This window comes from Streptomyces sp. NPDC055955 (assembly GCF_042270245.1).
Lineage (GTDB): Bacteria > Actinomycetota > Actinomycetes > Streptomycetales > Streptomycetaceae > Streptomyces.
Window position 1 is genome coordinate 1 of the sequence record NZ_JBHJYS010000019.1, and the last position, 17,837, is coordinate 17,837.

Sequence of the window (17,837 nt, forward strand, 5' to 3'; positions counted from 1 at the left end):
TGTGCTCGCCGCCCCGGGCGATCACCCGTTTCAGGAGCGGGGCCTGGACGCCCCAGTCGTTTCCGTCGAACAGGGCGATGTCGCCGTCGCGCAGGGCGGAGCCGTCCGCCTTCTTGATGGAGACCTTGTCGCTCGGGCGGTAGGTGGGCTCCATCGACGTGCCTGACATCTGCATTGTTCGGTAGCCGATACTGCTGGCAGCGGGGACGAGGATGCCGGCAACGGTCGCGACCACGCCGACCGCCATGACGCCGAGCGCCACGAGCAGGGCGATACGACTGCCGCGCGGTCGCGGGGGCGCGGGAGGCTGCCATGGCTGCTGCCACTGGGGCCAGGCATGCTGGCCCTGCTGCGGTGCAGCCTGCCCTCCCTCCGGCGACCCATACGGCTGGCCGTTCGGTCCCGATCCCCACCCGCTCATCGTGACGCCCTCTCGCGATCGGCCCTGCGGCCGTGGAGCGACATCATGGCAGGTACACCTCCAGGGCCGGAAAGCGGGAGGCCATGGTGTGCGGCCGAGGGTGGCGCACCACGGCAAGGTGGTGCCGTGGTGCTACGGATCAGTGCCGGCATCTGCTGCGACGGCGGAAGACCACTGTGTCGCCGAACGGCTTCATAGCAGGCGCTGGCCTGTCCACCGACGATCCAGCTCACCCTGACGGGCCGAAGTCAGTAACCCCGGGAAGTGACCGGCTTCCTACTTCGCAAGACCGCGGATCACACCGCGCGCCTGGCGCAGGCCGGGACCCACGGCTTTGCGCAGCGTGGGCAGGTGCGGTTCTGCCTTCGCCAGCAGTCCCGCGCGCCTCCATGTGACCTTGAGACGGCCGCCGCCGTGGCCCTCGGGCTCGATGGTGACGTGGTGCTCGGCCATGCCGCGGCGGTGGGTGACCTTCTTGCTCAGCGGGGGAAAGTTCAGCGGGGCGAGTATCACTCCGGTGTTCTGCTGGTGGTTCTGGGAGATGGTGAGCACGGGATGGCGCACCCCGGAGAAGCCTTGCAGCGGAAACGGGACTGCACCGAGATCGATGGTGACGGTGCCCTCGAAGAGCCCCGGGCGGGCCGGGTCGAGCCGGAAGGAGGTGCTGAGTCGTCTTCTTGTGGGCGCGAGGTGGATCGTCCCCACGACCGGACCCATTGGCAACTGGTTCCCCGGGTCGTAGGTGCGCACATCCAGGGTGATGCGGGAGCCGGGAGCCGACGTGACCCGGGTGATCTCGTGTCGCAGCAGGGCGTTGCGGAACGGCCGGCTACGCGGCGCTAGATCGGTGATTTCCAGCTCTCGGGCGGAATCCGGGTCGGCGGGGATCACTGCACCCCAATAGACGCGCCCTGCGGCGTCCTTCGTGACTTCACGCGGTCCGGCCGCCCGGTCCATGCCACGGGCCGCCAACTGCGCCTCCTCGTAACGCCCGTCGCGCACCAGCTGGATGACCACCCGCTGATCTCGCGGCAGGCGTTGGAACGCCTCGGGGGCGAGAGTGTCGAGGTACGGCGAGACCTCCTCGCTGAACTGCTTGACCCAGTCCTGCGTGCGGTACGGCAGATCGCCGGTGTACATCCGCAGGTCGTGCCTGAGGAACTTGAAGTCCTTGTCTGTCTTGATCTCCTGGTGACCGCTGTCGGCCAGGAAGTCGTCAATCAGCTTCGCGACATGGACCCGGTCGCGGACATTCTCGATGCGGTGGCGCTGGTTGGAGATGGACAGCGCGTCAGCGGCCTCGAACGGTGATATGTACCAGCGGTAGACCGGGTCAGGAAGGATGGTGAAGGCGCGGGCGAGGCAGTACGCCTGCGCCGAGAACAGCTGGTCCTCGTAATGGATGCCGAGCGGGAAGCGCAACATGTGCCGGTCGATGAACTCCCGCCGGTACATCTTGTTGGTCGACAGGTGCTCAAACAGCACGCTGGGCTCGTGGCGGATGCCAAGCACCGTGCGCTTGCGCTCGAACAGGTGCGGGTGCCAGTAGGAGAGGGCCCCAGTGTCGGCGCGGACCCGCTCGACGGCACCCATCGCGAAGTCAACCTCACTGTCGGCACGCAGCGCCTCCAGGAGGGTCTCGCAAGCCCGCTCGGGGAGTGTGTCGTCGCTGTCGAGGAACATCAGGTGCGGTGCCCGGGCGATCTCCATCGCCGCGTTGCGCGGGGCGCTGCACCCACCACTGTTCTCCGGCAGGCGGTGGTAGATGATGCGGTCGTCCTGAGCCGCCAACACCCGTGCCACTTCCGGGGTGTTGTCGGTGGAATGGTCGTCACTGATGATGATCTCGATGTTGCGCAGGCTCTGGCGGCGCAACGAGTCCACCGCGCGCGGCAGTCGCTCCGCGTCGTTATACACGATCACTGTGACGGTGACGTCGGGGGCCGCCTTGGCCATAGATCCTCCGCAGGCAATTGCTCGGTGAGTGAAGTCGGGGGCGAAGCGGGTCACGGACCTCACCTACGCGGACGGAACGGTGGCAGCGGCCGACTCGGGGGTCGGGGCAGGCACGCGCTGGTCGAGCGGAATCACCGGCGGGACAGCCGCCTGTCCGAGGAAGACGTGGCGCGCGACCCGCTCGGCGGCATGCCCGTCGTCGAACTCGCAGAATCTGCGCCGGAATTCGGCCCGCTTGGCTGCTGCGGCATCGTCCCGCCAGACGCCGTCCAGGAAAACCCGCTCAACATCGGCCTGACTCAGGGCTACCGCGCCAGGGGCTTGCTCAGTGAGGTCGAAGTAGACGCCACGGGTGACGGAATAGGTCTCCCAGTCGTCGGCGAAGACCACGATTGGGCGGTCCAGGTTGGCGTAGTCGAACATCATCGAGGAGTAGTCGGTGATCAGCGCGTCGGACGCCAGGCACAACTCCTCGACGGAGTCGTACCTGGAAACGTCAATGATCAGTTCGCGCCGGTGCAGTTCCCGTAGCGGAGAGAGGCCGCGGTCGTAGAAGTAGTGGCCGCGCACCAGCAGGACGAAATCGTCACCAAGGGTCTTCGCCAACCGCTCCAGGTCGAGCCGCGGAGTCCAAGCGGCCTCGTAGTCCCGGTGCGTCGGCGCGTACAGCAGTGCCTTCCTGCCAGGTGCGATGCCGAGCCGTTCGCGGATACGCAGCACGTCCTCGGCGGTCGCGCTGTAGTAGGGGTCATTGCGCGGGTAGCCGTAGTCGAGCGAGGTGAACGGTACCGGGTAGGCGCGCGACCAGGTCTCGGTCGAATGCCGGTTGGCGGAGACGCTGTAGTCCCAACGGGCGCACCGCTCCAGCAACGCCTCGTAGTCCACGCCACGTGAGGTGGCCGGGTAAGGGATCTGGTCGGTGCCCATCCGCTTCAGTGGCGTGCCGTGGTGGGTCTGAACATGGATCTGACCCGGTCGCTTGATCACTGAGTCAGGGAAGTTGACGTTGTTGACCATGTACTTGGCGCGCGCGAGCACGCTCCAGTATCTGCGCGAGCCGGGTACCACGTAGTCGATGCCGGCCGGAACCAGCGGCACGTCGTCGCGCCGGACCACCCACACCTGGCGGATCTGCGGGGCGAGTTCGCCGAGCTTGGCGGAGATCGCGCCGGGGTTGCAGGTGACGCCGCGGCTCCAGTACGCGGAAAAGACGGCGAGGTCTTCCTCGATCGGATGGCGCAATTGCTCGCGGTACGCCCTCTCCTTCGCCACCTCGGCGGCCTTCTTCCTGGCCCTGGCCACGAATGTGCGCGCGCCGCGGCGCTTGCGGTTGGCGAGCTGCAATGCGCGGTAGCCGGAGTAGGAGTCGCGCTCCAGCATGGCGTGGCGCACGCCGTTGAGGTTGGCGGGCCGCTGGTAGCCGGCGGGCTTGTAGCGCAGGAAGTGCGCGGAGGCACGGTGGAAGAACTGCGCTTGGTGCCGGTCGGATATCCCCGGCAGGGTGAGCACGTGCAGATAGCGGCGGACCATGCCGCTGAAGACGATCCGAGCGGCCTCGGTCATCGCGGGCCCGGAGCCGATCAGCTTCCATAGCACCTCGTACTGTGGGAAGAGGTTGGAATGTCCTTCCTCACCCAGCGGTACCTCGTGCGCATTGCGGCGCACCAACACCGCCTCGGTGACCGCGATCCGTTCAGCGGCGAGCAGAGAGCCGATCGCCGGGAGCACCTCGGTGTATTCGTCCTGGCCGAACAACTCCGGGTGCGCGGCGTAGAAGTCGGCGCGCAGCACGCGATTGGCGAGCGTCGGCGTCAGGTTCAGCATCTTCTGCTGGGCCTCGATGGTGAAGACGTCGCTGCCGGGGGCGATAAGCAGCCGCCCGTCGCCGCTGCTGATCACGGAGTCGGACCAGGTCGAACGGACGTGGTCGAAGACGATCACGTCGGGCCTTCCGGTCTCTTCAGCGCGGCGGGCCAGCGCCACGAGCGCATCAGGAAGGAAGGCATCGTGTCCCTCCAGGAACAGCACGTAGTCTCCGCCAGCGTGCTGCGCTCCGGCCACGCGCGCGGCACCGGCCGGCAGTCGACGTGGCAGACGCACGGCCCGCACTCGCTCGTCCCGTTCGGCGTACTCGTCGATGATGGCTCTGCTGGAGTCTGTCGAGGCGTTGTCGACGACGACGACCTCGACCTCGGTCTCGGCAGATGCCCCGTTCAGAGCGCTCTCGAGGCACTCCCGGAGGTAGCCCTGCGCATTGAGGGCGGTGACGACGACGCTGAACAAGGTCATGAAGTGACTTTTCCTGGTGGAGACGGGACCAATGCGGGTGATGTTCGAGAGGCAATGAGATCTCGGTGGTTCAGGTGCTGAAATCGTGCGGCGGCGTATGCCGCTGGACACACCTGTGTGCCGCGCGGCGCACATCGTCCTGAACACGCTACGCAACACCCCACAAAGACCAGGTGAGAGAGAGGAAAGAAAAAGGGAAGCGCAAGGCTAGGAGATCAACGAGCGAGGTCACGTGGCATCGGACCGTGTCGCTCCCGTCGTTAGGGTGGCGCTCATGACGACGTGGTTGATCACAGGCGGAGCCGGCTACATCGGGGCACACGTCGCGCGTGCCATGGCGGAATCCGGAGAGCGGGTGGTCGTCTTCGACGACCTCTCCACCGGCATCCCCGCTCGGCTGCCGCGGGATATACCGTTGGTGAAGGGCTCCACGCTGGACCGCGCGGCGCTTGATGCGGCCATCACGGAATACGGCGTGACCGGTATGGTCCACCTCGCCGCGAAAAAGCAGGTACCCGAATCAGTTGCGCAGCCACTCTTCTACTACCGGGAGAACGTACAGGGTTTGGAGGTCCTGCTGGGCGCCTGCGCGGCGGCGGGCATCCAGCACTTCGTCTTCTCTTCTTCCGCGGCGGTGTACGGCATGCCGGATGTGGACCTCGTCACGGAGGACACTCCCTGCGTGCCGATCAATCCGTACGGCGAGACCAAGCTCGCCGGTGAGTGGTTGGTCCGCGCGGCCGGTGCGGCGTACGGCATCGACACGGTCTGCCTGCGCTACTTCAACGTGGCAGGTGCAGCCGCGCCCGAGCTCGCCGATGTCGGCGTCTTCAACCTGATTCCGATGGTCTTCGAAAAATTGGACATGGGCGAGCCACCCCGGATCTTCGGTGACGACTACGCCACCCCCGACGGCACGTGCGTACGCGACTTCATCCACGTACAGGACATCGCCTCCGCCCACCTCGCCGCCGCGCGCCGTCTCATCAAGAACGGTGCGAGCGGCCCTGCGGGGGACCTGACAGTGAACATCGGCCGCGGTGAAGGGGTCTCCGTGGCTGAGATGGTCGACCGCATCCGCGCCCACACCGGCCGCGCCGGCCTTGTCCCGAAGGCCGGGCCCCGCCGCCCCGGCGACCCCGCACGGGTCGTCGCTTCCGCGGATCTGATCATCAAGGAACTGGGCTGGTCCGCGCGGTACGACGTCGACGAGATGATCGCCTCTGCGTGGGCGGGCTGGCGCCTCCGCCACGGTGGAGCTTGACGGCCGGACGCAGCAGTGCCGGTGTATGTGCCGCCCATCGGGGTATCGGCGGCGGGCCATCGGCTCGGAGAGGGGCTGGGGCGCAGTCGTTTAATGCCTGAGTATTTGCTGCAACTCCGGTCCGGTGGAAGCTGCGTGGTCGCGGGCCGAACCATCCGCTACACATACGACAGCGCAGGCCAGCTGACCGGCGTGACCTCACCCGCCCGTACGACCCGGCCGGCCATCTGCCCGCCCGAGACCGTCACGGGCACAACACGCGCTACCAGCCGGTCAAGCAAGTCGGGAGTGCCAAAGATCCAGAATCTCCAGACAAGCTCCAGGCCCGGGATGAAGTGCGCATCCGCCACTGCTGCGAAGGCGGCGGCGAACAGGGCCGCGGAGAGGCAGTGGTCGAGGCCTGAGATTGCTGCCCCCGCCGCCTGGATGGTGCGAGGCGCACGTGCTCCTACGGGGGTCTGGCGCGCGCTCTTGGCGAAAGGCATGGCCCGTCAGCAGCACCACTCGCACTGGTGGTGTCGACCTCTCAGTCGGATCCCGCGGTGGCCTCGTCATCTTCTTCGATCCCGTCCTGACGCACCGGGACGAGAAGGGTGAACGTGGCCGGATGGCCGCTGGACAGGGAGAGTCTGCCGCCGAGGGACACGGCCAAGTCGCGGGCGAGTGCGAGGCCGATCCCCGTTCCCCTGCCGTCACCGGTGTGACCGCGGTCGAACAGCCGGGCCACCTCGCCTTGCACGATGCCTTCGTCGCCAACGTCGAAGGCGAGCGCGTCGTTGAGATCCCTCACTCCGAGGAGGACGGTGCCGCGCCCGTGGACACGTGCGTTGTCCACGAGGATGCCGAGGATCTCGGAGACAGGGGTACCCGGGACTCGGACATCGCCCGGCGCGTCATAGATCTCACATTCCAGGCGTCGGCCGTCACGGGCGAGCGGCCCGTGCCAGCGTTCCTCGATCTCTTCCAGGAGCCGCTGCACCGAGGTGTCCGGGGCAGCGGAGTGCGTAAGACCGCGGGAACGGGACAGCCGCAGCACCTCCTCGACGGTGCCGTGCAGACGGCGGGTGGTGGCCAGCGCCTCCGCCAGGGCGTCCCGCTTCCCGGCGTCGTCGTCCCGGCCGAGTCCCGCCTCCAGGGTGAGCTGCAGTCCGGTCAGCGGGGTACGCAGCTGGTGAGAGGCGTTGGCGGTGAAGTCGCGCTCGTGGCGCAGGAGTTCGGTCAGACTGTGCAGCATCTCGTTGTGGGTGCGGGCAACCTGGTCGATCTCGGCAATGCTGCTGGGAGCGGCCCGGGCCCCGAGGTTGCCGGCGGTGACCGCCTGGCTATGGCGGGAGAGGTCCTCCAGGGGTGCGGCCAGCCGTCGTGCTTGGCGGCGGGCGATCAAGACTGCCACGGCGAGCGCGAGGGCGCAGGCACCTGCGAGGACCGCCCACGCGGCAAGGACACGGTTGCGTACGGCGGCGGCGGGTGAGGAGGCGCGCACTGCCCCAATCACGTGTTCGGCATGAGAGACCGGCACCGTGACGACCAGGTCGTCGCCTGAGTGGCTACGCACCACCTCCGCCTCGAGTGCCCGGCGCACGGCCGCGTCACCGGTGCGGGGGCCGCTGCCCGCTCGCAGGCGCGACTGAGGGTCATACACTCCGAGGCGCCCGCCGACGGGAGGCGCCGCCAGCTCCACCGGGTCGCCGGTCGAGTAGTCGGGGCTGACCCGGACGGCACCGGACAGTGCCGCTCGTTCCAGGGTGTCGCGCTGGTCGGCGTACAGGGAGGACCTGATGACCAGGGCCAGGGGCACGGCGAGGAGGACCACGGCGACCAGGGCGGCGGTGAGGGCGACTCGCACCACACGCTGTCTCATGCCCTCATCCTGCGCTCCTTCCTGCCTGCCGCGGCGGGCGCGCCACGCGCTTTTGCCGTCGTCTAACCGTCGGCGGGAGGGGCGTTAACCGGCCGCCTCCTAGCGTCGGTGCCATGACCGGCCCCAGTCGGTCTCAGGCCTCGAAGGAGGGCAGTGGCCATGGCACATGCACGCAGTACGGCAGCGGCCGGTCTGGCGCTGGTCGCAGCGGTGACTGTCGCCGGTTGTTCCGGCGGCGGGTCGCATGCCGGGGCGGCCTCGACGGGCTCTTCCGTCTCGTCCGGCGGTGGAGGTGGGCAGCCGAACCCGGCGCCCACGGAGTCCAATCCGCCTGGCGACATTCCCGACAACCAGGTGTACGTTCCCTTCCGGCCGGCCAGCGGGTTCAGCGGCTTCACGGTGAAGGTGCCTGAAGGCTGGGCACGCACCGAGAAGGGGCCTACGACCGTGTTCACGGACAAGCTGAACACGGTCCGCGTCACCACAGCCAGTGCTCCGGCCGCTCCCACGACCGGCTCGGTCACCAACACGGTCGTTCCGCAGCTCAGGTCCCAGGTGCCTAAGTTCGCCCATCCGAAGGTCTCGGAGGTGAAGCGGCATACCGGTCTCGTCGTCAGGCTCACCTACCAGGGCGACTCCGCCAAGGACCCGGTCACTGGGAAGGTGGTGCGGGACGCCTTTGAGCGGTACGTCTTCTTTCGCCAGGGTCATGAGGTGGATCTGACGCTGTCCGGCCCGGCGGGCGCCGACAACGTCGACCCGTGGCGCATCGTCAGCGACTCCTTCATGTGGCGGTGAGCGTGATGACCGCCGCGCCGTCGTGCAACGAGGATGACGTTCTCAGCGCGCGTGATCTGTACCGCTTCTACCGGGCGGGTGAGGAAGAGACCCTCGCCCTGCGCGGTGTGTCGCTGCGGGTGCGGCGGGGCGAGACGGTCGCCGTCGTCGGGCCCTCCGGTGCGGGCAAGTCCACGTTGTTGGCGTGCCTGGCCGGCTTGGACGAGCCGTCTGGCGGCGAGGTCAGAGTAGACGGCGTGCGCATCAGCCATCGGCCGGAGTCCGAACGGGCGCGACTGCGCGCTCGTCACGTCGGCGTCCTGCTGCAGACCCGCAACCTGCTGCCGCACCTGAGCGTGCGCAACAACATCCGCTTGGCCCAGCGCGCGGTGCGTGGCCGTCCCGCTGTAACTGCCGAGGCGCTTTTGGAGCAGGTGGGGATCGGTCACCAGGGACGTGCACTGCCGAGGCAGTTGTCCGGCGGTGAACTGGCGCGGGCAGGGCTCGCCGTGGCCCTCGCCAATTCGCCTGCCGTCCTGCTGGCCGACGAACCGACTGGTGAACTCGATGGGGAGAGCGAGCAGTTGGTGTTGCGCCTGTTGCGGGACCGGGCCTTGGACGGCAGCGCGGTGCTGATCGTGACGCACAGCGTCGAGGCCGTCCGTGTCGCCGACCGGGTGGTCGCGCTGAGCGACGGCCGGGCCCAGGAAACGGGCGGGAAGGAAATGAGCCATGTCTTGCGGTGAGATGCTCGTCGCCTGCCAGGACGCGGCACTGACCTTCGGGCGGGGCGCGACGGCCGTGGTGGCAGTGCACGGCGCCAACTTGAACATCTGGCCCGGGGACCGGCTGGCCATCGTCGGCCCGTCCGGGTCGGGGAAGTCGTCGCTGCTGCATCTGCTGGCCGGGCTCGAACGCCCCACCAGCGGTAGCGTCAGCCGTCCTGGCCTCGACGGTTCGTCCGCCGTCGGCATCATCTTCCAGGCCGACAGCCTCATCCCGGCCCTCGACGTCGCCGAGAACGTCGCCCTGCCGCTGGTGCTCGCCGGCCACACGGAGGCGGAGACCCGCCTGCCGGTCAGCGAGGCCCTCCGCTTGGTCGACGCAAATGACCTCGCCGGCCGGCTGCCCGAGGAGATCTCCGGGGGGCAGGCCCAGCGGGTCGCGGTGGCCCGCGTCCTGGCGCAGGCACCGCGCCTGATCCTCGCCGACGAGCCCACCGGCCGACTCGACCACGCTACCGGCGCCCGCGTCGTGGACGCCCTGCTGACCGCCGCCGACCGCACCGGAGCGGCTCTCGTCGTCACCACCCACGACCCGGCCATCGCCGCACGGCTCACCATCCGGCGCGCCATGCACGACGGACGGCTGCTCGCCCCGGAGGAAGCATCGTGATCATCTCGTGGACGGGTGGCCTGGCACGTCACCGCACCGGACGGCTCCTGGCTGCAATGGCCGGGATCGCGCTCGCCGTCGCTCTCGTCGCAGCGCTCGGCTCCTTCCTCACCGCCTCCAAGGCGACAATGACTCAGCGCGCCGTGCGCTCGGTCGCCGTCGCCTGGCAGGTCGAGGTGCAGCCCGGCGCCGATCCGAACGCCGTTGTGTCCCTGGTCCGCAAGACGCCTGGTACCCGTGCCGCCCTCCGGGTCGGATTCGCCCGCACCAGCGGCTTCACCGCGCGCGTGCAAGGCAGCACGCAGACCACGGGCCCCGGCATGGTGCTCGGCCTGCCCGCCGGGTACCGGGCCCTGTTCCCCGACGCGATACGCCCTCTGTCCGGGGCCTCCACCGGGGTTCTGCTGGCTCAGCAGACGGCGTCCAACCTCCATGCGGCACCCGGCGACACCGTCGGCGTCCAGCTGCCGGGTGCCGGGGTGCGGCAGGTCCGGGTGGACGGAGTCGTCGACCTGCCCCAGGCGGACTCCCTGTTCCAGAAGGTCGGGGCCCCCGCCCAGTCTCAGCCGACTGCGCCTCCGGACAACGTCGTCCTGTTGCCCGCAGAACGCTTCTCCTCCTTCACTCACGGCGCCCCGAACGTCACCACCCAGATCCACGTGGCCCGCGACGCCAACCTGCCCTCCGACCCGGCAGCTGCCTTCACCAGCATTACGGGCGCGGCCCACAACCTGGAGGCCAAGTCGGCGGGCGCCGCCCTGGTCGGCAACAACCTCGGGGCCGCCCTCGACTCTGCACGCCAGGACGCCCTCTACGCCCAGATCCTCTTCCTCTTCCTCGGCGTCCCCGGCGCCCTGCTGGCTGCCGCCCTGACGGCCGCCGTCGCCTCGGCCGGCGGCCAGCGGCGCCGCCAGGAACAGGGCCTGCTGCGGCTGCGCGGACTGCGCCCCCGTCAGATCACCGGCCTCGCCGGCCTGGAGGCCGCCGTAGTCGCCATCGTGGGCGGGCTCGTCGGTCTCGGCATCGCCGCGCTGACCGGACGGTTCGCTTTCGGCGCCATATCGTTCGGCGCGGGCGCAGGGACCTGGGCCGTCTGGTACGTGCTCGCGTTCGTCCTCGGCGCATCCGTGGCTGCCGGCGCGGTACTCGTCCCCGCCCTGCGCGACCTTCGCTCGGTCACCGTTGCCGACACGCGCAAAGAGGCCGGTGTGGGGCGCACCCGCTCGCCCTGGTGGATGCGGTACGGCGTCGACTTCGCACTGCTGATCGGCTCCTGGCTGGTCTTCCGTGCCTCCTCCGGCAACCAGTACGCCCTCGTGCTCGCACCCGAGGGCGTGCCCACCCTCTCCGTGTCGTACTGGGCGTTCCTCGGCCCAGCCCTGCTATGGATCGGGGCCGCGCTGCTGGTCTGGCGTGTGACCCTGCTGGCCCTGGGGTTCGGCCGTCCGGCGCTGGCCCGTCTCGCCCGCCCGCTCACCACGACCCTGGCGGGAACCACGGCAGCTGTGGTGACCAGGCGCCGGCGCCCGCTGGCCCGCTCGGTGGTGCTGCTTGCCCTTGCGGTGTCCTTCGCCATCTCCACCGCAGTCTTCAACTCCACCTACCGGCAGCAGGCCGAGGTCGACGCCCGACTGACCAACGGCGCCGACGTCACCGTCACCGAACCTCCCGGCGCCCACGTCCCCCCAGGCGCGGAAAGCGGCCTGCGGGTCCCCGGCGTCTCGCACGTCGAGCCCGTCCAGCACCGCTTCGCCTACGTCGGCTCCGATCTGCAGGACCTCTACGGCGTCCGCCCCGGCACCATCGCACGGGCCACCTCACTCCAAGACGCCTACTTCGCCGGTGGCACCGCCGACCAACTCATGCGCCGCCTCGCCCAGCGCCCCGACAACCTGCTGGTCAGCGAGGAGACCGTCAAGGACTTCCAGCTCACGCCCGGTGACACCCTCAACCTCCGCGTCCAGGACACGCGCACCAAGGCCTTGCGCACGGTGCCGTTCCACTACGCCGGCATCGTCAAGGAATTCCCGACCGCGCCGAAGGACAGCTTCTTCGTCGCCAACGCCGCCTACGTGGCGAAGGCGACTGGCAGCGACTCGGTTGGCGCGTTCCTCCTCGACACCGGTGCCACCCACCAGAAGCAGATCGCCGCGCAGTTGCGCAGCCGGCTTGGCACCAGCGCAACCGTCACCGACCTCACCCAGACCCGCGGCACCGTCGGCACCAGCCTCACCTCCGTCGACCTGGCCGGACTCACTCGCATCGAACTCGCCTTCGCCGTGCTGTTGGCTGCCGGGGCCGGAGGGCTCGTCCTGGCCCTCGGACTCGCAGAACGCCGTCGCACCTTCGCTATCGCTACCGTGCTAGGCGCTCGGAGCGGTCAGTTGCGCGGCATGGTCCTCACCGAGGCCTTGCTGCTTGCCGCGGGCGGGCTGGCCGGAGGGGCGGTCATCGGGTGGGCGCTGTCGCAGATGCTGGTCAAGGTCCTCACCGGTGTCTTCGACCCCCCGCCCGCGAGCCTCTCGGTGCCAGGCGCCTACCTGGCCCTGACGGCAGGCGCCGCTGTGGCCGCCATACTGGCCGCCGCCCTCAACGGCATCCGCAGCGCACGCCGGCCCGCTGTGGAAGAGCTCCGCGATCTGTGACGGGCGCAGACACGGCCGCAAGGCAGCCCGCCCGGCAGGCTTCTAGGCTGTTCGGCATGCGCACGCCCACCTCCGACAGCAGCCGACACCGGGTCCTTGTCGTCGAAGACGACGACACCATCGGCCGCCACCTCCAAACCGGTCTGCGCAGCAACGCCTACGCCGTCACATGGAGCCGCACCGGTATCGCTGCCCTAGCCGAGGCAGCACACAGTCCGTACGACGTTCTGCTCCTCGACCTGGGCCTGCCCGACATGGACGGCCTGGACATCGCCCGCGCCCTGCGCACGCGCCACCCCGACCTGCTGATCATCATTCTCACCGCCCGCACCGACGACATCGACGTCATTGCCGGTCTTGATGCCGGAGCCGACGACTACCTCGTCAAGCCTTTCAGCCTCACTGTTCTCCTCGCCCGCCTCCGGGCCCACCTGCGCCGGCGCGCCGCAACCTCGCCGCCGCAGGACCCCATCCGCCTGGCCGACCTCGTCCTCGACACCACGGCCCGCCGCTGCCTCCTCCACGAGGAGGAGGTCCCCCTGCGCCCGAAAGAGTTCGACCTGCTTGCCGTCCTCGCCCAGCACACCGGCGAGGCCATCCCTCGAGAGACCCTGATGGCCGAGGTGTGGGACGAGAACTGGTTCGGCTCCACCAAGACCCTCGATGTCACTATGGCCAGCCTGCGCCGCCGCCTCACCCAGGCAGCCACCGCGTCCACCCAGCACGCGCGCCTGCCCCACATCACCACGCTGAGGGGACACGGATACCGCTTGGAGCGCTGATGCCGCGGAGGTAGCCGGAACGGACAGGGACGGATCCACGGTGTTAGTTTCCGACCTGCTCATCGCGTCAGTGAGGCGGGACAAGTACTCAACTTCGGCCGTTCACAAAAGTGCGATCCAGGCCGGAAGATGCCAGCCGGGTCGACACACCAGCGTCTTCGACGCACACGCAACGAGGGCGGTCTAGGCGCCCGCCAGGACGGGATCAGAACCCCCATTCAAACGACATCCTGCTGAGCGTCGCGCCGACGAAGGCGACCGTGGCGCCGCCGAACCTCGCGTTGGCCAGCAAGCCCGTCCCATTCCTCGCCGCCACTGCGGCGCTGAAAGCGATGAGCAAGGCGGTCCACGGCGCCCAGAACGCGCAATCCCCGCGGGCAGAAGCGGAACAGGTCAGCTCCGTCGGGGCCCTGGCCGCCCTGCTCATGCTGCGCGAACAGCTCGCGGGCTGGGAGCCAGGACTGATCGAGACGGCCCGCGCCGCCGGCACCAGCTGGGCCGACTTCGTCAGGAACAGACGAGAACTAGACGATGCGGATGATCAACGTGGAGCTCGCGCTCGAACTGGATCAGGCCAAGGCGGAACTTGTCGGCCCGTCCGGTGTCACGCGGTTGCCCAATCGGCGCCGACGAGAACGCTGCCTACGCGGTCCCCCGGACACCCGTCAGCCCTCGCCCCGCTGCTGCGCCGCCATACGAAGCCGGACCCGCCGCAGACGGCGCCACTGTCGATGGCGGGTGCGGGCCGCCCGAAGTGTCGTCGATCCATGCTCGGGATCACCGCAGCCCTGCAGGGGTGAGTGTGGGGCGGGGATGGCGGGTGCCTCATCGGAGGAACCGGATCTGCGGGTAGCGGGGTCGGTGAGTCCGCGGCGGGTCGCGGCTGGGCGGATGCCACGGCGGCTATCGGGACGGCGCCCCCGTTGCTGCGGTGCTCGGCCGGTCGCACCGGACAGTCGCGGCTTCATGGCAGGGCAGGGGCATGCGGCACCATCGGACTGCTCCCGACCGTCAGGCGGCTGATCAGCGCAGATGGAGAACTGGAACGGGAGTATCTAGGGTCAGCACGTGGCTTTCATCATGGTGTGCGAAGACGACGCGGCGGTCCGCGGCGTTCTCAAGCGTGCCCTGGAGTACGACGGCCACACCGTTTCCGTCGCCGCCACGGCCGAGAGCCTACTGCGGCAGCTCGTACCGGCGCCCCAGCTGGTCGTCCTGGATCTCGGGCTGCCGGACGCCGACGGCCGCGACGTCTGCCTGGCCCTGCGGGCTCGCGGCGTCGACGTGCCGGTGTTGATGCTCACCGCCTTGGACGGCCTCCATCACAAGGTGGGCGGTTTCGAAGCCGGCACCGACGACTACATGACCAAACCCTTCGACATCCCGGAACTACTGGTCCGCATCCGCGCTCTGCTGCGCCGGGCCACCGTGGCGCCCGCACCATGCGAGGTCGTCCTCGATCCTGCGAAGCACGTGGTGACCTACGATTCGGTGAGCATGAGCCTGACCCCGACCGAGTTCCGGCTCTTGGGCCGCCTCATCGCCTCGCAGGGCGACGCTGTACGCCGCCACGCCCTCATCGCTGCCGGCTGGCCACACGGGGCGCAGGTCAGCGACAACACCCTCGACTCCTATGTGCGCCGGCTGCGGACCAAGCTCGGTCCGCTGGGTGTGGCCGAGCGTCTGGCGACCGTCCGCGGCGTGGGCTACCGATGGCAGTGACGGGATTCCGTAAGCGGGTCGTCGCCCTCACCGTGCTGATCGCCACCGCCGTGGTCGCGATCCTGGTCGTGGTCTCGCACGTGCTGCTGAGCCGGGTGACGGACGCCGACGCGCACGACCTGGCACATACCCGTGCCGAGGCGGTCGCGGCGAACGTCACCGCCAAGGGCGGCCGGGTCGTGCTCATGGAGAACGGCAGCGAGGCGCTGGACGAGGTCGCCTGGGTGTACGCCGACGGCCGCCTGCTCGACGGGAACGTGCCCCCGAGCCTGGTCGATCGCGTCGAGGAGCTGGCGGACTCGGGGCGATCGCAGACCGCGTCGGTCGGCAATTACCTCCTGTACGCGCGGGAGGTCCCCGTCGACGGCCACCACGTCATGGTGATCGTCCGGGTGGACCTCACGCCCTACGAGACATCCGAACAGCGCAGCCTGACCTTGTCCCTGATACTGGGCGGCCTCACGATCCTCCTCGCCGGCGGTGTCGCACACCTCGTGGTGCACCGCGCGCTGCGGGTCGTGCACGAGATGGCCGCCCTCGCCGACGACTGGGGCCATCACGAACCCGGGCGCCGCTTCAACCTCGGAGTGCCCCGCGACGAGTTCGGCGAACTGGGACAGACCCTGGACCGCCTCCTGGAGCGCGTCGACAACGCGCTGGCGGACGAGCGCCGGCTCACCGATGAGATCGCCCACGAGTTGCGGACACCGCTCACGGTGCTGCGGGGCGAGGCGCAGCTGGCGCAGCTGGCCGGCGGGCCGGTGGCGCCGGAGGCGGTCTTGAGCGAGGTCGAGCGCCTCGATACGGCGATCACGACGCTTCTGCGTGCCGCGCGCGCACGGACGGACGAGGGGACCCGGTGTGATCTGCGCTCCGCCGCGCGGCAGGCGATCGCCGGCCGCGCGGTCGAGGTCGCCTTTTTCTCGAAAATCGAGGTGGCCGTGGCGCCCGACGTCGCGGTGTCACTGCTGTCGCCCCTGCTGGAGAACGGCCTACGGCATGCGCGGTCGCGTGTGTGGATCACCGCGCGCAACCAGGGCGAGGCGATCGTGGTCGATGTCCTGGACGACGGCCCCGGGTTCGATCCCGCGGACGTCGACCGGGTCTTCGAGGCGGGTGTGACCGGCGGCGACGGATACGGGCTCGGGCTGCCGGTGGTCCGGCGCATCGCCGCCTCGGCCGGTGTGGAGGTCCGCGCGATCGCGGACGGCCTCGGTCACGTCGAGGTGACGCTCCCGGCCGCGCGTGCGGTCACGTAGTCAGGTTGCTTGCAGGTTCTCCGCGTAAACCTCTCTGCATGACAACGACAACGGAAGCGCCCCCGCGGAGCGGGCGCCTCATGCTCAACAAGGTCCCCGAGGTCACCATCTGGTTCTGGGTGATCAAGATCCTGTGCACCACCGTGGGCGAGAGCTTCGCCGACTGGATCAACATGAAGCTGGGCGTCGGCCTGGTGAACACGGCCTGGATCTTCACCGCGGTGTTCGTGGTCGTCCTGGCCGTGCAGTTGCGGCTGAAGCGGTACGTCCCGTTTCCCTACTGGCTGACCGTGGTCGTCGTCAGTGTCACGGGCACCTTGTACACCGACATCCTCACCGACCAGCTCAACGTGCCGCTGTGGATCAGCTCCGCCGTGTTCTCGGTCCTGCTCGCCGTGGTCTTCGGCATCTGGTGGCTGCGCGAGCGCACGCTGTCGATCCACTCCGTCACCACGCTGCCGCGGGAGTCGTTCTACTGGCTCGCCGTTCTCGTCACCTTCGCGCTCGGCACCGCGACCGGCGACTGGACGCTGGAACTGACCGGCTGGAGCCCGGGCGCCTCGGTGCTGCTGCCGCTCGGTCTCATCGCGGCGATCACGGCCCTGTGGCGGTTCGGCGCGAACCCGGTGCTGTCCTTCTGGCTCGCCTACATCCTCACCCGCCCGCTGGGCGCGAACATCGGTGACTGGCTCGCCTCCCCCAAGGTCGCCCAGAGCCCGGGCGAACCGACCGGTCTCGCGCTGGGCACGTTCACCACCAGCCTGATCTTCCTCGGCCTCATCCTGGCGACGGTCGTCTACCTGACGGTGACGCGCTCTGACGTGGCCGAGACCTACGAGGTGGCGCACGCCTCCGACGCCACCGGCGACCCGCGCAAGGAGCGCGTCGCGCTGGCCGGCTTCGGACTGCTCGCCGTCGCCACCGCGGGCTTGCTGGTCTGGGCCCACGGGCAGCCACACGTCGGCCCGGCGCCGGAAGAAGACAACACCTCCGCCGTCCAGATGGCTCCCGGCGAGGCGGTGAAGGAGTTCCCGCCCGCCAAGGTCGCCGCGCTGAAGGCCCTCGCCTCCACCTCACTCAAGGACGCCCGCTCGGGGAACGCGACCGGCGCGCATGCGGAGGCACAGTCGCTGCGTGACCTGTGGGACGCCGACCAGGCCTCGCTGCAGCCGCTGGATCAGACCGGCTGGACATCCATCGACGCCCAGATGGACAAGGTGCTCAAGACCTTCGGCATCGACCACTCGAACCCGCCGATGTCTCCGGCAGAGCAGGAAAAGGAACTGAACGCTCTCCTGACAGATATGGGCTGACAGACCACCCAGCGCCCGGTCGGCCCAACCGGCCGACGGGCTCAGTGTGCCGGGCTGCGCCGAAACCCGCGCCGGCACACCCCGTCGAGCTCCGGACCGCGCGGGCCGGGCCCGCCTGTGGCAGCCCGCGCATGTCCGCAGACCCCCGAGCGG

14 protein-coding genes are annotated in these 17,837 nt (G+C 69.3%); 10 read left to right on the forward strand and 4 right to left on the reverse strand.

Annotation, left to right across the window (positions count from 1 at the left end; translation table 11 throughout):
- The 3 genes from ACFC96_RS31530 to ACFC96_RS31540 form a co-directional block, all read right to left on the reverse strand.
- On the reverse strand, positions 1 to 262 hold a 262-nt coding region (locus tag ACFC96_RS31530), incomplete at its 3' end, for a S24/S26 family peptidase (protein WP_376615303.1).
- A gap of 435 nt (positions 263 to 697) precedes the next feature.
- The gene (locus ACFC96_RS31535; protein ID WP_376615305.1) at positions 698 to 2,377 is read right to left on the reverse strand and encodes a glycosyltransferase family 2 protein; all 1,680 of its coding nucleotides are present in this window, start codon (positions 2,375 to 2,377) and stop codon (positions 698 to 700) included.
- Between the two features lie 63 nt (positions 2,378 to 2,440).
- A complete protein-coding gene (locus ACFC96_RS31540) occupies positions 2,441 to 4,666 on the reverse strand; it encodes a CDP-glycerol glycerophosphotransferase family protein (protein ID WP_376615512.1) in 2,226 nt (741 codons plus the stop codon).
- Positions 4,667 to 4,940: 274 nt separating this feature from the next.
- Between ACFC96_RS31540 and galE the strand changes: the two genes are divergently transcribed.
- Together galE and ACFC96_RS31550 are read left to right on the forward strand one after the other, a co-directional pair.
- Positions 4,941 to 5,930, forward strand: coding sequence for a UDP-glucose 4-epimerase GalE (gene galE / locus ACFC96_RS31545; RefSeq protein WP_376615307.1), 990 nt, complete (start codon positions 4,941 to 4,943; stop codon positions 5,928 to 5,930).
- A gap of 93 nt (positions 5,931 to 6,023) precedes the next feature.
- On the forward strand, positions 6,024 to 6,527 hold the full coding sequence (locus ACFC96_RS31550; RefSeq protein ID WP_376615309.1) for an RHS repeat domain-containing protein: 504 nt from the start codon (positions 6,024 to 6,026) through the stop codon (positions 6,525 to 6,527).
- On the opposite strand, the gene ACFC96_RS31555 is transcribed toward ACFC96_RS31550, so the two are convergent.
- Complete coding sequence (locus ACFC96_RS31555) at positions 6,457 to 7,791, reverse strand: histidine kinase dimerization/phospho-acceptor domain-containing protein (protein WP_376615311.1); 1,335 nt, start codon at positions 7,789 to 7,791, stop codon at positions 6,457 to 6,459. The genes ACFC96_RS31550 and ACFC96_RS31555 overlap by 71 nt on opposite strands.
- Positions 7,792 to 7,950: 159 nt before the next feature.
- Between ACFC96_RS31555 and ACFC96_RS31560 the strand changes: the two genes are divergently transcribed.
- From ACFC96_RS31560 to ACFC96_RS31595, 8 genes are all read left to right on the forward strand, one after another.
- Positions 7,951 to 8,589: a hypothetical protein gene (locus ACFC96_RS31560; RefSeq protein ID WP_376615313.1), complete on the forward strand. Its 639-nt coding sequence runs from the start codon at positions 7,951 to 7,953 to the stop codon at positions 8,587 to 8,589.
- A 5-nt stretch (positions 8,590 to 8,594) separates the two neighbouring features.
- On the forward strand, positions 8,595 to 9,314 hold the full coding sequence (locus ACFC96_RS31565; protein ID WP_376615514.1) for an ABC transporter ATP-binding protein: 720 nt from the start codon (positions 8,595 to 8,597) through the stop codon (positions 9,312 to 9,314).
- Positions 9,301 to 9,963 (forward strand): ABC transporter ATP-binding protein, encoded by a 663-nt coding sequence (locus ACFC96_RS31570; protein WP_376615315.1) that lies wholly within the window; start codon positions 9,301 to 9,303, stop codon positions 9,961 to 9,963. The genes ACFC96_RS31565 and ACFC96_RS31570 overlap by 14 nt, the downstream gene beginning before the upstream one ends.
- Positions 9,960 to 12,608: an FtsX-like permease family protein gene (locus ACFC96_RS31575; protein ID WP_376615317.1), complete on the forward strand. Its 2,649-nt coding sequence runs from the start codon at positions 9,960 to 9,962 to the stop codon at positions 12,606 to 12,608. Before ACFC96_RS31570 ends, ACFC96_RS31575 begins: the two co-directional genes overlap by 4 nt.
- A 56-nt stretch (positions 12,609 to 12,664) precedes the next feature.
- A complete protein-coding gene (locus tag ACFC96_RS31580) occupies positions 12,665 to 13,390 on the forward strand; it encodes a response regulator transcription factor (RefSeq protein ID WP_376265534.1) in 726 nt (241 codons plus the stop codon).
- A 1,068-nt stretch (positions 13,391 to 14,458) separates the two neighbouring features.
- Positions 14,459 to 15,112 carry a response regulator transcription factor gene (locus ACFC96_RS31585; protein ID WP_376227796.1) on the forward strand — a complete coding sequence of 218 codons (654 nt, stop codon included), beginning with the start codon at positions 14,459 to 14,461 and terminating at the stop codon, positions 15,110 to 15,112.
- The gene (locus ACFC96_RS31590; RefSeq protein ID WP_376615319.1) at positions 15,103 to 16,371 is read left to right on the forward strand and encodes a sensor histidine kinase; all 1,269 of its coding nucleotides are present in this window, start codon (positions 15,103 to 15,105) and stop codon (positions 16,369 to 16,371) included. Before ACFC96_RS31585 ends, ACFC96_RS31590 begins: the two co-directional genes overlap by 10 nt.
- Before the next feature lie 38 nt (positions 16,372 to 16,409).
- On the forward strand, positions 16,410 to 17,684 hold the full coding sequence (locus ACFC96_RS31595; protein ID WP_376265539.1) for a hypothetical protein: 1,275 nt from the start codon (positions 16,410 to 16,412) through the stop codon (positions 17,682 to 17,684).
- The last annotated feature ends 153 nt before the right edge of the window (positions 17,685 to 17,837 follow it).

Bases quoted from the DNA above. Each gene is read 5' to 3' on its own strand.
- ACFC96_RS31535 (WP_376615305.1), bottom strand. From the start codon at position 2,377: ATGGCCAAGGCGGCCCCCGACGTCACCGTCACAGTGATCGTGTATAAC.
- ACFC96_RS31540 (WP_376615512.1), bottom strand. From the start codon at position 4,666: ATGACCTTGTTCAGCGTCGTCGTCACCGCCCTCAATGCGCAGGGCTAC.
- galE (WP_376615307.1), top strand. From the start codon at position 4,941: ATGACGACGTGGTTGATCACAGGCGGAGCCGGCTACATCGGGGCACAC.
- ACFC96_RS31550 (WP_376615309.1), top strand. From the start codon at position 6,024: ATGCCTGAGTATTTGCTGCAACTCCGGTCCGGTGGAAGCTGCGTGGTC.
- ACFC96_RS31555 (WP_376615311.1), bottom strand. From the start codon at position 7,791: ATGAGACAGCGTGTGGTGCGAGTCGCCCTCACCGCCGCCCTGGTCGCC.
- ACFC96_RS31560 (WP_376615313.1), top strand. From the start codon at position 7,951: ATGGCACATGCACGCAGTACGGCAGCGGCCGGTCTGGCGCTGGTCGCA.
- ACFC96_RS31565 (WP_376615514.1), top strand. From the start codon at position 8,595: ATGACCGCCGCGCCGTCGTGCAACGAGGATGACGTTCTCAGCGCGCGT.
- ACFC96_RS31570 (WP_376615315.1), top strand. From the start codon at position 9,301: ATGTCTTGCGGTGAGATGCTCGTCGCCTGCCAGGACGCGGCACTGACC.
- ACFC96_RS31580 (WP_376265534.1), top strand. From the start codon at position 12,665: ATGCGCACGCCCACCTCCGACAGCAGCCGACACCGGGTCCTTGTCGTC.
- ACFC96_RS31590 (WP_376615319.1), top strand. From the start codon at position 15,103: ATGGCAGTGACGGGATTCCGTAAGCGGGTCGTCGCCCTCACCGTGCTG.
- ACFC96_RS31595 (WP_376265539.1), top strand. From the start codon at position 16,410: ATGACAACGACAACGGAAGCGCCCCCGCGGAGCGGGCGCCTCATGCTC.